This window comes from Mycobacterium sp. NGS40 (assembly GCF_059812735.1).
The window spans coordinates 167,320-180,512 of the sequence record NZ_JCALDG010000012.1; the positions used below are offsets into that span (position 1 = coordinate 167,320).

A 13,193-nucleotide genomic window follows, 5' to 3' on the forward strand; every position below is an offset into this window, starting at 1 on the left:
TCTCTTCAGGCTAACGCGAGTTTGCTGAACGTGGCGCCAGCCGCGATTCGTGCGCGTCAACCCGACCGCGGACGGCGGGTGGCCGGGCGACCCGGAATAATGCAGGCGGGACACCGCTCGGCGGCGATGCGGGCCGTTAGTCGGCTGCAGCTGGGGGAACCGTGGCGTGCGGGCGGTATCACACCTGCTCACGGCGGCAAGCCGGTCGTCGGGCGCTAAAGCGAGGTGAGTGCATGACCGGGGCCACTTCCGGGGCCACGTCCGGGTCGTCCGGCGGAACCCGGCGCGCGGGGCCCAGCCGTGCCGACATGGAGCCGGAGCGCAAGTTCCTCGCGCCCTCGGGGCCGCGCGGCCGCGACAACCCGTGGCTTGCCCTCTTCGCGATGATGATCGGGTTCTTCATGATCATGGTCGACTCGACCATCGTCGCGATCGCCAACCCGACGATCATGGCCGACCTGCGTATCGGCTACGACGCGGTCATCTGGGTGACGAGCGCCTACCTGCTCGGGTACGCGGTGGTGCTGCTGGTGGCCGGCCGCCTGGGGGATCGGTACGGGCCGAAAAACCTCTACCTGATCGGCCTGGTGGCATTCACCGCCGCCTCGATGTGGTGCGGACTGGCCGGTGGCGCCGGCATGCTCATCGCCGCCCGGGTGGTGCAGGGGATCGGGGCTGGCGTGCTCACCCCGCAGACGTTGTCGACGATCACGCGGATCTTCCCGCCGCAGCGGCGCGGGATCGCGGTCAGCCTGTGGGGCTCCACCGCCGGGGTCGCCAGCCTGGTGGGCCCGTTGGCCGGTGGCGTGCTGGTGGACGGGCTGGGCTGGAAATGGATCTTCTTCGTCAACATCCCGATCGGTCTGGTCGGGCTGGCACTGGCGGTGGGGCTGATTCCCGAACTGCCCACCCGGGCGCATCGGTTCGATCTGGTCGGCGTCGCTCTGTCCGGGGTGGGCATGTTCCTGATCGTGTTCGGTCTGCAGCAGGGCCAGTCGGCTCATTGGCAGCCATGGATCTGGGCGACGGTCGTGGCCGGCGTCGGGTTCGTCTCCGCGTTCGTCTACTGGCAGTCGGTGAACACCCGCGAGCCGCTGATCCCGCTGGACGTGTTCACCGACCGCGATTTCAGTCTGTGCAGCCTCGGGGTCGGCATCACGTCGTTCTCGGCGACCGCGATGATGTTGCCGCTGACCTTCTATACGCAGTTGGTGTGCGGGCTGACGCCGACCATGTCGGCCCTGGTGATCGCCCCGATGGCGATTGCCAATGGCGTGCTCGCGCCGTTCGTCGGCCTGATCGTCGACCGATACCACCCGCGCCCGGTGCTGGGGCTCGGCTTTTCGGTGCTGGCGATCTCGTTGACCTGGTTGTCGTTCGAGATGACGCCCGACACGCCGATCTGGCTGCTGCTGTCGGCGTTCTTCCTGGTCGGTGTCGGGATGGCGTTCGTGTGGTCGCCGCTGACGGCCACCGCGACCCGCAATCTGCCACCCGAACTGGCCGGAACCGGTTCCGCCGTCTACAACTCGGTCCGCCAGCTCGGGGCGGTACTCGGCAGCGCCGCGATGGCCGCGTTCATGGCGTGGCGCATCGGTGCCGAGATGCCGCCCGAGGTGTCCGAGCACGATGCGGCCGATGGCGCTATTCCGTTGCAATTGCCCGAATTCGTGCGTGAGCCCTTCGCGGCGGCGATGTCGCAGTCGGTGCTGCTGCCCGCGTTCATCGCGTTGTTCGGGATCGTCGCCGCGCTGTTCCTGGTCGGCTTCGCGTCCTCGACGATGTCGCGTACGGGCAAAAGCGCGGCGCCGCCGAACGACGACGATCACGATGACGACGACGACTACGTCGAAGTCATCCTGCGCCGCGAGCAGAGCAGCCCGCCCGCGCCCCGCGCCGCAAGCGCACCGCCCAGGGCCGAGGTGACGCTGCCGAGGGCCGCGGTAGCGCGGCCCGAGGAGCTGCACAGCGATCCCGCCGGGCCGCGCCGCCGCCGTCGCGACGATCCGCCGTCGCGGCCCGAGCCGATTGGTTTCGCCCACAACGGATCTCACATCGATCGCGAAAAGCGGTACCGGTCTGTCGTCGAGCTACCGCCGCACTGGCACGGCCCGGCTACCCGCAGCGATCGCAGCGCCCCGTCGCCGGGGCGGCGGGTGGACGGCTCTCTGCGGGCGCCGCGGGGGCAGCGTTACGGCCCGGACGACGATCCCACCGGCCGCGGCCGGCATTCCTCGGGCAGCTAGGCTTCACCGCTGCCCGTCAGCGCCAGAAAGCCGCCCAGCTCCAGCAGGCCGGCCGGTGTGGTCGGCAGGTATTCGGTCAGCAGCTCCGAACGCACGATCACCGCTGCGTACTGGGCCCGACTGACCGCGACGTTGAGCCGATTCCTGTTGAGCAGGAACGAGATTCCGCGTGGCACTTCATCGACCGACGATGCTGTCATCGAGATGAAGACCACCGGCGCCTGTCCGCCCTGGAACTTGTCGACGGTCCCGACCCGTACCGCATCCAAACCCACCGATGCCAGCCGCTCGCGCATCAGTGCCACCTGAGCGTTGTACGGCGCCAGCACCAACACGTCCGGGGCGGCCAGCGGCCGGCTGCCGTGCTCGTCGCTCCACGACGACCCGAGTAGGCGCCCGATCTCGTCGACGATCGCCTCGGCCTCCTCGCGGCTTTCGATCGAATTACCTTGGTGTCGAATCGAAAGCACGCGCACTCCGGGCGCACAGCCGTCGAGGCGGCGGGCGGCGGTGCGCTCGGTGACCGAATGCAGTCGGCCTTCATACGACAGCTCGGAGACCGCGGCGCAAACGGCCGGGTGCATCCGGTAGGACAGGTCCAGAAAGTAGCCGCGCTCGTCGGGCAGCGTGCGCTGACCGTCGACCAGCCAGTCGAGGGCGGAGGTGTCGACGGGCTCGGGATGGGTGCCCTGACTGACCTGGGGTAGCTGCTGCGGGTCCCCGAGCAGCAGCAGGTTGCGTGCCGCCGGCGCCACGGCGATCGTGTTGGCCAGGCAGAACTGGCCCGCCTCGTCGATCACGAGGAGATCCAGGCTTCGCGGTGGCACCCGATTGGCGTTGGCGAAATCCCAAGCCGTGCCGCCGATCACGCATCCGGCGTGGGCCGAGATGAACGCCGGATATTCGCTGCCGTCGATCTCCTGCCAGCGCGGGGCGTGGTGGTCGTACTTCTTCTTCGCGACCCGGCCCGGCTCCAGCCCGGCATCGATCACCGCGTCGAGCAGGTTCTCCACCGTGGCGTGCGACTGCGCGACCACACCCACCCGCCAGCCGTGCTCGGTGACCAGGCGGGTGATCACCGCCGCCGCGGTGTAGGTCTTTCCGGTCCCCGGCGGCCCGTGTACCGCAAGGTATGACGACTCGAGATCCAGTGCCGCCGTAGTGATATCGGCGATCGTGTCACCACTGCGCGGCAGCGCGCTTTTGGTGCGTGGCGCGGCACGCAGCAGGACGTCGATCATCGCCGTGCGGGGCAGTTGCGCCAGCCCGGCGGCCACCGCGATCGCGGTAGACTCGATCGACTCGCGCAGCGCGGTCGTGGGCAGCGGCGGACCGGGCGTCAGCGCGAAGGGTAGTTGGTGAAAAGCATTGCCATCGCTGCCTATTCGTTCGAGGATGACGACTTCGGTGGGCACTGCCGGATCATCGGCCTCGACGACGGTGGCCCGTCCGGCGGCGCGCCGGTCGGGGTTGTCGGTCATGCTCGGCGGCGCCGGCGCCTCGTAGAGTGCGAAGACGTCACGCACCAGGTCACCGCGGGCCAGCTCGCCGCGCATCCTCACCCGTCGCTGCGGCTTGCGGGCCTTCGGCGGGGTATGCCAGTCCACGCTGACCGATACGCTGCCCGGTGCCGGGTCGGCGACGAATACGTCGGTGTTGTCCGCCCATTCGTCGACCGGGAAATTCAGCCGGTCGAAATGCGCCCACCAGAACGGTTTGTCCTCGCGCCGGTGGTAGCCGCGCGCCGCGCCCACCAGTGCGACGGCGACCTGTTCCGGCGTGCGGTCGCCGACGGCGGCGTCCCCGGTGAACGCCGCCAGTGTGGCCGCCAGCTCGTCGTGGTCCTCGACGGTGCTGCCGCCGGAAACCGGTTGGGCACCAACGGGAGTGACGCCGGATTCCCACGCACGCACCAGCAGCCAGTTGCGCAGCTCTTGGGTCGACCGGCAGTCGTAGTGGTTGTAGTCCTCGATCTCCTTGAGCACGGTCTCGGCCTCGTCGGCGCGGCCGGTGTCGCGCAGTTCGCAGGACTTGGCGTAGGAGGTGATCGAGTCGGCGGCGGTGGTCACGTCGCCCGAGCGCAGTTGTGCTCCCATGTACAGCGGCTCAAGGGCCTTGAGGCTGAACGATTCGGCGCCGCATCGAATGCTCTTGCGCACCAACGGATACAGGTCCACCAGCGTCCCGCTGCGCAATAGGTCGTCGACTTCGTCCTCGCCGACGCCGTAGCGTCCGGCCAGCCGCAACAGCGCGGTCTTCTCGTACGGCGCGTAATGGTAGATGTGCATGTTGGGCCGGCGTTTGCGGCGCTTTTTCACCATCGCCAGGAAATCGATCAGGGCCTTGCGCTCGTCGACCCGATTGTGCGCCCACAACGGGCTGAATTTCCCTGCGGCATCGAGCACGCCGAACAGGTACTCTAACCCCCAATCCTGGCCGTCGGCGGTCCACAGCGGATCGCCCTCGAAGTCGAAGAACAGATCACCGGGGTCGGGCTCCGGCAACAGCGTCAGCGGCTGCGGATCGACCACCTCGAACTGCGCAATACCGGTATCCCGTTGCCGTACTTGTAGTTTCGCTTGGGCGGTCAGCTTGGCCACCGCGCTGGGAGCCAAATCGGGCACCGGCCCGCAGTGCCGGGCCAGGTCGGCGACCGTGGTGATCCCGGCAGCAATCAGCCTGTCCCGCTGGCTGATGCGCATGCCGGCCACCCGCAGCAGATCATCGGTGGCCTGCACCTGCTCGACGCACAGCGGACACCGAAAACACGCCCGCACCCCCTCGTCCTCCCAGCGCACGGCGGTCGCGCCGGCGTGGTGCTCGTCGAGCAGCCGCTGCAACTGCACGCGCTGGGAACGAAAGACTGGGATCAGATCGCAGACCCGATAGCGCACGACCGAGCCGTCGCCCAGCCGCAGTTCGGCCTCGTCCGCGACCGCCACGCCCATCCGGGTCAGTGCGTCGGCATAGGCCGCCAGCTGCAGTAGCGCGGTGACCTTGGGGGAGCGGGCCAGCTTGGTGTCGACGAGCCGATACTGCCCGCCGTCGGCGACCAGGAAGTCGGCGAACCCGACGAAGCGACCGTCGAACATCGCGGCTTGATACACCACCGGAGCGTGATTGGCGATCGCGCGCCGGGTCGCCTCGGCGGCGGCGGTCAGACCGGCCAGCGTGTAGGCCGGACGCCCGATGACCGCGACGCCGTCAGCGAACTCGTCGCGCAGCCGGTCGAGTTCGCGTCGCTCGTGGTCGTCACCAAGGGCGGCGGTGCGCGCGAGCAGGTCGTCCTCGACGTCGACGGCGGGCCCCCGGCCCAGCTTCGCGTCGAAATTCCGGAGCAGCGCGTACTCGCATCGGGCGGCCGCGGCCAGGTCCGACGCGCTGTACAGGATGCTGTCGTCGGTGACGAACACAGCAGCCACTGTAGGTGAGGTGGCCGACAGCGATGCGATTGCGCGAAGGCGCGCCGGGTCAGTGCCCGGGGCCGTTGCCGATCAGCTCGACGGTGTTGCCGTTCCAATGGAATCGGACGTTGGTGTTCAGGCCGTTGATACCGCTGGGATAGGTCAGCGCAACCGTGTCGCCGGTGGTTTGCGCCGCGTCGATGCCGTTGAACCCGTAGGTGTCGGGCACCCCCTGCGGGATGAACTGGCCGAGATGGAACAGCACCGCCCGGGTGGTCGCGTTGACCGCGTTCGTGTTGGCCTTGATGATCACCGCGGAAAGCTGTGCGCACTGGTTGTAATTACCGGCCAGCGGCTCCGGGTTCCACGCCTGCTGACTGCGCGGATCGCGGGGCAACTCGGAGACCACCTTCGCGATCGTGGGCGAGGTCAGGTCGACCGCGCAGGGGTCGGCCGGCGCGCTGGAACCCGGCGACGCGATTTCGGTCGGCTTGGGTGTGGCGGGTGCGGTGATCGACGCGGTCGACGTGGTGGCCTGCGGCGTCTTGGCCACCGTCGAATCTCCCGAACCGCAGCCGGACAACGTCACGGCGAGCAGGACGCCGACGGTCAGTGGCTCGACACGGCACGGTAGGCACCACACATCGCGCAACCGTACCGGCATCGCGCGCGCCGGTGTGACAGGCATGCCGCGCGCCGTGGCGCCCGGTCGATGTCACGTCCCACGCGCCCAGCTGCGCTGTGCTCGCGGCCACCACTAAACTTCTTCCCACGATGACAGTCCCCGACGGCACGCCTGAAGCGGCCGCTACTTCGTTCGCCGACCTGCAGATTCATCCCGACGTCGTGCGGGCGCTCGCCGATGTCGGCTACGAGTCGCCGACCGGAATCCAGGCGGCGACCATTCCGGCACTGATGGCGGGTTCGGACGTGGTCGGCCTGGCGCAGACCGGCACCGGCAAGACGGCGGCGTTCGCGACCCCGATCCTGTCCAAAATCGACGTCACCAGCAAAGCAACCCAGGCCCTTGTCCTGGCGCCCACCCGCGAACTGGCCCTGCAGGTGGCCGAGGCGTTCAGCCGCTACGGCGCCCACCTGCGGCAGCTCAACGTGCTCCCGATTTACGGCGGGGCGTCCTACGGCGTGCAGCTGGCCGGGCTGCGCCGGGGCGCCCAGGTGGTGGTCGGCACGCCGGGCCGCGTGATCGACCACCTCGAACGCGGGACGCTGGACCTGTCCCGGGTGGACTACCTGGTGCTCGACGAGGCCGACGAGATGCTCACGATGGGTTTCGCCGAGGAAGTCGACCGCATCCTGAGCGAAACTCCGGAGTACAAGCAGGTTGCTCTCTTCTCGGCGACCATGCCACCGGCGATCCGCAAGATCACCAACAAGTACCTGCACGACCCGTTCGAAGTCACCTCGAAAGCGAAAACCGCTACCGCCGAAAATATTTCGCAGCGCTACATTCAGGTCGCCGGGCCCCGCAAGATGGACGCGCTGACGCGAATTCTGGAAGTCGAGCCGTTCGAGGCGATGATCGTCTTCGTGCGCACCAAGCAGGCGACCGAAGAGGTGGCCGAAAAGCTGCGGGCCCGAGGCTTTTCCGCGGCCGCCATCAACGGCGATATCGCCCAGGCTCAGCGCGAGCGGACCGTCGCCGCGCTGAAGGACGGCAGCATCGACATCCTGGTCGCCACCGATGTGGCGGCCAGAGGCCTGGACGTGGAGCGCATCTCACACGTGCTCAACTACGACATCCCGCACGACACCGAGTCCTACGTCCACCGCATCGGACGCACCGGCCGGGCCGGACGTTCGGGCACCGCACTGTTGTTCGTCTCCCCGCGGGAACGCCATCTGCTCAAGTCGATTGAGAAGGCCACGCGTCAGTCGCTGACCGAGTCCGAACTGCCCACCGTCGAAGACGTCAACGCGCAGCGGGTGTCGAAATTCGCCGATTCCATCACCGCCGCGCTGGCCAATCCGGGACTTGACCTGTTCCGCAAGCTGGTGCAGGACTACGAGCGTGAGCACGATGTCCCGATGGCCGACATCGCCGCGGCGTTGGCGGTGCAGTCCCGGGACGGCGAAGAGTTCTTGATGGTGCCCGAACCGCCGCGACAGCGCCGCGAGCGGCCCGAGCGTGACGGCGAGCGTCGGGAGCGTCCGGAAAAACCAAGGGGCACAAGATCATTCCAGACCTACCGGATCGCCGTCGGCAAGCGGCACAAGATCGGTCCGGGGGCGATCGTCGGCGCCATCGCCAACGAAGGTGGCCTGCACCGCAGCGATTTCGGCCACATCGCCATCGGGCCGGACTTCTCGCTGGTGGAGTTGCCCGTCAAGCTGCCGGCGGCGACGCTGAAAAAGCTTGAGAAAACCCGTATCTCGGGTGTGCTGATCGACCTCAAGCCGGATCGCTCGTCCGGCAAGTCCTCGGATAAGCCCCGGCGCGGTGGGCCCAAGCCGCGCAGAAACGACGCCGGATGACCCTGTCCGACGAACGGGACGCCCAAGGCGGACTCGAGGCTGTCGCGCACGTCGACCGGGTCGCTTCCCTGACCGGCATCCGCGCGGTCGCGGCGATCCTGGTCGTCGGCACCCACGCCGCCTACACCACCGGCAAGTACACGCACGGCTATTGGGGCCTGGTCGGCGCCCGGATGGAGATCGGCGTGCCGATCTTCTTCGTGCTGTCCGGCTTTCTGCTGTTCCGTCCCTGGGTGAAGGCCGCCGTCACCGGTGGACCGTCACCGTCGGTGAGTCGCTATGCGTGGCATCGGGTTCGGCGCATCATGCCGGCCTACGTCATCACCGTGCTGTTCGCCTATGTGCTGTACCACTTCCGCGATGCCGGACCCAACCCCGGGCATTCCTGGCTCGGACTGGTCCGCAACCTCACGTTGACGCAGATCTACACCGACGGCTACCTCGGCAAGTATCTGCATCAGGGCCTGACCCAGATGTGGAGCCTGGCGGTCGAGGCATCCTTCTACGTCATCCTGCCGTTTCTGTCTTACCTGTTGTTGGTGGTGATCTGCCGGCGGCGCTGGCGACCCCGGTTGTTGGTGGGCACGCTGTTGGCGCTGTCGTTGATCAGTCCGATATGGGTGGTGTTGGTGCACACCGATCATTGGTTCGCCGACGGCGCCCGGCTGTGGCTACCGACCTATCTGGCGTGGTTTCTGGGCGGCATGTTGCTGGCAGTGCTGCAGGCAATGGGGGTGCGCTGCTACGCGTTCGCGGCCATCCCGTTGGCGGCCATCTGCTATTTCATCGTCGCGACCCCGATCGGCGGTGCGCCCACCACGTCGCCGGCGTCGACGCCGGAGGCGGTCGTCAAGACGGTGTTCTACGCGGTGATCGCCACCCTGGCGGTGGCCCCGCTGGCCCTCGAGGGCTACGGCTGGTACTGGCAGCTGCTGGCCAGCCGGCCGATGGTGTGGCTCGGCGAGATCTCCTACGAGATCTTCCTGATCCACCTGGTGACCATGGAATTCACGATGGTCTACATCGTGCGCGCCCACGTGTACACCGGGCCGATGCTGTATCTGTTCGTCGCGACGCTGGTGGTGACGATCCCGTTGGCGTGGCTGCTGCACCGCCTCACCCGGGTACGCGCCTAGTGGGTGCCGACCGGCGTGATGATCGGGACGACGAATTCCTCGATCATCGCCCGCTCGTCGTGCGCATCGCGTCCCGGATAGGTCAGCAGCGAGACGATCACCCGCACCGTCCAACGGGCTCGGCGTTCGATGGCGGCGGGATCGTCAGGTCCCAGCGAACTCAGGAACGCCGATGCCAGGGCCGCGATCACGTCGGATTGTCCGGCCAGCTCGCCACCGATCGGCGGACGGGTGGTGGCAAACCACGACGCCAATGCCGGGCTCTCGCGAACCATGCCCAGCGTGACGAGAATGCTCACCACCAGCTTTTCGCGGGGGTCCTCGATGCCGCCGGTGCGCTCAATGATGTCGCGGCCCAGCCGGTGCGTCTCGCGGTGGATGTAGGCGGTGCGCAGCGCCTCGCGGTTGTCGAAGTACCGATACAGCGTCGCGCGGGAACAGCCTGCGGCCCTGGCGATTTCGTTCATGCCGATCGAGTTCGAATCGCGTTGGGTGTAGAGCTGCCCGGCCGCGTCGAGGATGCGGTCCACCGCCGCCTCGCTGCGGCTCGAGGCAAGCCAGTCGTTACCCGGCATCAGGACTTCACGGTGATCGGCACCGACACCGGACGGCGCACGTAGCTGCCGCCCGCCCACCCGATCGAATTCTCATCGACGTCGAAATCCGGGCAGCGGGCCAGCAGTTCGGTCAGGGTGACCCGCGATTGCATCCGCGCCGCCGACGCGCCCAGGCAGTGGTGGGCGCCGTGGCTGAAGGTCAGGATATTGCGCGGGCGGCGCGTGACGTCGAGTTCACCGGCGTCCGGCCCGTATTGACGTTCGTCGCGGTTGGCCGAGCCGTACAGCAGCAGCACCCGGCGACCCGCCGAGATGGTGGTGTCGCCGATCGCCACGTCGCGTGTGGTGGTGCGGGCCAACCCCTGCACCGGCGAGGTCAGCCGCAACAGCTCCTCGACGGCGTCGGTGATGAGTTCGGGGTTGTCCACCAACAGCTTTCGCTGATCGGGCCGCTGGTGCAGCAGCGGCATCGAACCGCCGAGCATGCCGGTCACGGTGTCGTTGCCGCCGGTGACCATCGTGAAGGTGAACGCCAGAATCGACAGGGTGCCCGAGATGTCGCCCTCGGCGCCGACTCCCGCGGCGACGAGGTGGGAGATGGTGTCGTCCTGCGGCTCGACCTGGCGGCGCTCGATCAGCCCGGTGAAGTAGGCCATCATCGATCCGACCGCGTCGCCTACGGTCTCCAATGCGCCCGCGACGCCGCCGTCGGCGGTGTTGGCCGCGACGATTGCCTGGGTCCAGCCGTCGAATTGGGCCCAATCTTCCTCGGGCACACCGAGATAATGCGCGACTACCATTGAGGGCAGCGGCTTGAACAGCTCGGCGACGATGTCGCCGCCGCCCTGGGCGCGCAAGCCCTCGATGCGCTCCACGACGAATTGCCGAACCTTGGGCTCGACCGCCTCCACCTGGCGAGGTGTGAACCCGCGCGACACCAGCTTGCGAAACTCGGTGTGGACCGGCGGGTCCTGCATCACGAACGGCGGGTTATCTTGCAGCCCAATCATTTCCAGGTCACCGTAGTTGACCGTCAGGCCTTGGGCCGAGGAGAACGTCTCGTGGTCGCGCGCCGCCGCCCACACGTCGGCGTGCCGGGACAGCACGTAGTAGTCCTGCTCGGGATGTTTGGGGGGCACCACGTGATGGACGGGGTCGTGGTCGCGCAGCGCGCGGTACATCGGCCATGGGTTCGGCCAGGTATCGGCGGTGGCGAGCGCGAACATGACCGGTGCGTTATGAGACATAACTGCTGCCATGTCTCATTCGTACGACAATGAGTGCTAGATGTCAACCGCTGTGTGGGATCGCAGCAGGTTTGTCCTAGTCCCAGATGGTTTGTCCACCGTGTCCAAATCGAGAGCGTTTGGACAACTCCAACGTTGGCGGGGTCTGCGGTTGGGGGTCATCGGTGTAATCAGTACCAATTGAGTGACTGCCCGGCGCAGCAGCGAAGCTGGCCCGGTCCATCGGGTGGAACGGATTAATGCAAGACGCCTCTCCCGCCGTGCTCCGCAATTAGGTTGAGCGACGTGCATATAGATCGTGTGGACGTCGAGCGACTTCTGGGGTTCGAGCAGCTGAGCGTCGAGGTCGACTCCGAGCTGCAGCTCATCGCGGGTCCGAACAACGCCGGTAAGTCCTCGCTCCTCCGTGTACTTGAAACGTTTTTTGCGGATCCGTCGAGTGCTGATCTCCAGCGGTTGAAGCCCCTGCATGATTACTACGTTCACGGCGGCCCGCGCATGATGTCGAGCATTCAGGTGCAGTTCGGCGGCCTCACCGAGGGCGAGGCGGAGTTCTTCTCGGACGCGGTCGTGAGAAACGGAACCTTCTGGGTCAAGATCTCCTGTACCCGGGGCGGGACGATCAGCTACCACGCGAGCCGCAAGTCACCGCGTGCCCGCGACATCTACGAACGGGTGCTGGAGTCCTTTAGCTTCGTCAAGATCCCGTCTGTGCGTGTGAGCGAGACAGGCCAGGGCGAGAACGACCAGTCGCTACTCCGTTTGCACGAGACCCTTGAAGGCGTCCTGGTGCGCTCGGGCGGTTCCCGGAAGACGCAGCTGCAGAAGGAGTTTGAAGACGTGATCGCTCCGTTCGAGGAACTCGTGCACAGGGTGCTGAGTGACTCGATGGAGGCGGTCGCCTCAGAACTGCCGTTCCGAGAGCGGGATTTGGGCATCAAGCTGCCGGACTCTCGGCATGCGCTGCGCGGCATGCTCAAGGAAGCCGTCATCACAAGCAGGGACGAGATCGAGGTCTCCATCGCCGAGCGCGGAACGGGGTTCCAGTCCGCGATGGTGCTGGGTATCCTCCGATACGTCTCGTCGCGTAGCAACCAGACGGCCGGCAGGGTGGTGTTCGTAATCGAGGAGCCCGAGGCGTTCCTCCATCCGCAGACGCAGCGGGCGATGGCGAAGATCCTGCGGGACATCTCCAGCGACGCGCAGCTCCTTGTGACGACTCACAGTCCGGTACTGGTGGATTCCTTCTCCGTCCGCCGTATCGTCCGACTGCCCTTGAGTCCGTCCGGGATGAATTATGAGGCAAGGCGCCAGGAGCTGTCGGAGGCAGAGGAGGGGCGACTGTCGAGGTACTGCGACGCGACCAACAGCGAGTTGGTGTTCGCGAACGCGGTGATCCTCGTCGAGGGGCACGGCGACAAGCTGCTAATTGACTACCTGCTCGAGAGGATCACGGGAGGGGCCGGCGGACACTACGCAATGGGCATTACCGTGATCGAGGCGTCGAGTATCGACAACATCCCCCATCTAGTCCGACTCGCCCAGCTTTTTGGGGTGCGGGCGTACATCATCACCGATAAGGACGGGGTGCATAAGGCTGGCGAGAACGGCAAGCGCAAGCTGCTGGAAATTTTGAAGGCGGGGGATCCTCGGCCGTCGCAGGACGACCTGTCGCAGCTGCGCGGTCTGGCAGACAATAATGTGTCCACGTTGACGGCGGCGCTGGAACAACAGGCCGAGATAAACACCAAGCTGGCCGCGTGGGACGCATTCGTGCTGGCATCCGACCTCGAGGGTCTCTTACTCGACACCATCGGGCAGAAACGCCTCGCCGAGAAGCTCGGTCCAGACGGCGAGAGGCAGCTCGACAGGGCCACCGCGGCGAGGTACGCGGAAGGAGCCGCGGGTAAGGAGGAGATGGCCTCGTGGCTCGGCTCCAAGGGCTGGAACTCCACGAACAGAAAGTCCGGCAAGGTGAAGCCGCATCTCCCGTCGGCGTTGCTGAGGGAGCACCTGAGCTCGCGCTCGGGCCTGCCCCGCGCCATCCGCCCGCTGGAAGTGTGGCTCCGAACGATCGTCTCGGAGCGCGAGCGATCGCCGCTCTGAGTCA

General features: G+C 67.0%; 8 protein-coding genes. 4 read left to right on the plus strand and 4 right to left on the minus strand.

Translation table 11 applies throughout. The features are described from left to right. Positions 1-308: 308 nt before the first annotated feature. Entirely contained in the window at positions 309-2,246 is a 1,938-nt protein-coding gene (locus tag AC5Y5O_RS19585) for an MFS transporter (RefSeq protein ID WP_096291308.1), read from the plus strand. Here the strand turns inward: AC5Y5O_RS19585 and AC5Y5O_RS19590 are convergent. Together AC5Y5O_RS19590 and AC5Y5O_RS19595 are read right to left on the minus strand one after the other, a co-directional pair. Beyond that, the gene (locus AC5Y5O_RS19590; protein WP_500026841.1) at positions 2,243-5,659 is read right to left on the minus strand and encodes a TM0106 family RecB-like putative nuclease; all 3,417 of its coding nucleotides are present in this window, start codon (positions 5,657-5,659) and stop codon (positions 2,243-2,245) included. The two genes, AC5Y5O_RS19585 and AC5Y5O_RS19590, sit on opposite strands and share 4 nt — an antisense overlap. 58 nt (positions 5,660-5,717) lie before the next feature. Beyond that, a complete protein-coding gene (locus AC5Y5O_RS19595) occupies positions 5,718-6,302 on the minus strand; it encodes an LppP/LprE family lipoprotein (RefSeq protein ID WP_370499420.1) in 585 nt (194 codons plus the stop codon). A gap of 122 nt (positions 6,303-6,424) precedes the next feature. Between AC5Y5O_RS19595 and AC5Y5O_RS19600 the strand changes: the two genes are divergently transcribed. Continuing rightward, positions 6,425-8,143, plus strand: a complete 1,719-nt coding sequence (locus AC5Y5O_RS19600; RefSeq protein ID WP_500026843.1) for a DEAD/DEAH box helicase — start codon at positions 6,425-6,427, stop codon at positions 8,141-8,143. Continuing rightward, positions 8,140-9,279, plus strand: coding sequence for an acyltransferase family protein (locus AC5Y5O_RS19605; RefSeq protein WP_500026845.1), 1,140 nt, complete (start codon positions 8,140-8,142; stop codon positions 9,277-9,279). The genes AC5Y5O_RS19600 and AC5Y5O_RS19605 overlap by 4 nt, the downstream gene beginning before the upstream one ends. On the opposite strand, the gene AC5Y5O_RS19610 is transcribed toward AC5Y5O_RS19605, so the two are convergent. Beyond that, positions 9,276-9,854 carry a TetR/AcrR family transcriptional regulator gene (locus AC5Y5O_RS19610; RefSeq protein ID WP_370499385.1) on the minus strand — a complete coding sequence of 193 codons (579 nt, stop codon included), beginning with the start codon at positions 9,852-9,854 and terminating at the stop codon, positions 9,276-9,278. The two genes, AC5Y5O_RS19605 and AC5Y5O_RS19610, sit on opposite strands and share 4 nt — an antisense overlap. Next, positions 9,854-11,095: a cytochrome P450 gene (locus AC5Y5O_RS19615; RefSeq protein ID WP_500026849.1), complete on the minus strand. Its 1,242-nt coding sequence runs from the start codon at positions 11,093-11,095 to the stop codon at positions 9,854-9,856. The genes AC5Y5O_RS19610 and AC5Y5O_RS19615 overlap by 1 nt, the downstream gene beginning before the upstream one ends. Positions 11,096-11,383: 288 nt before the next feature. Here AC5Y5O_RS19615 and AC5Y5O_RS19620 point away from each other — a divergent pair, with 288 nt between their 5' ends. Further along, complete coding sequence (locus AC5Y5O_RS19620; protein WP_500026851.1) at positions 11,384-13,189, plus strand: ATP-dependent nuclease; 1,806 nt, start codon at positions 11,384-11,386, stop codon at positions 13,187-13,189. Positions 13,190-13,193: the final 4 nt, after the last annotated feature.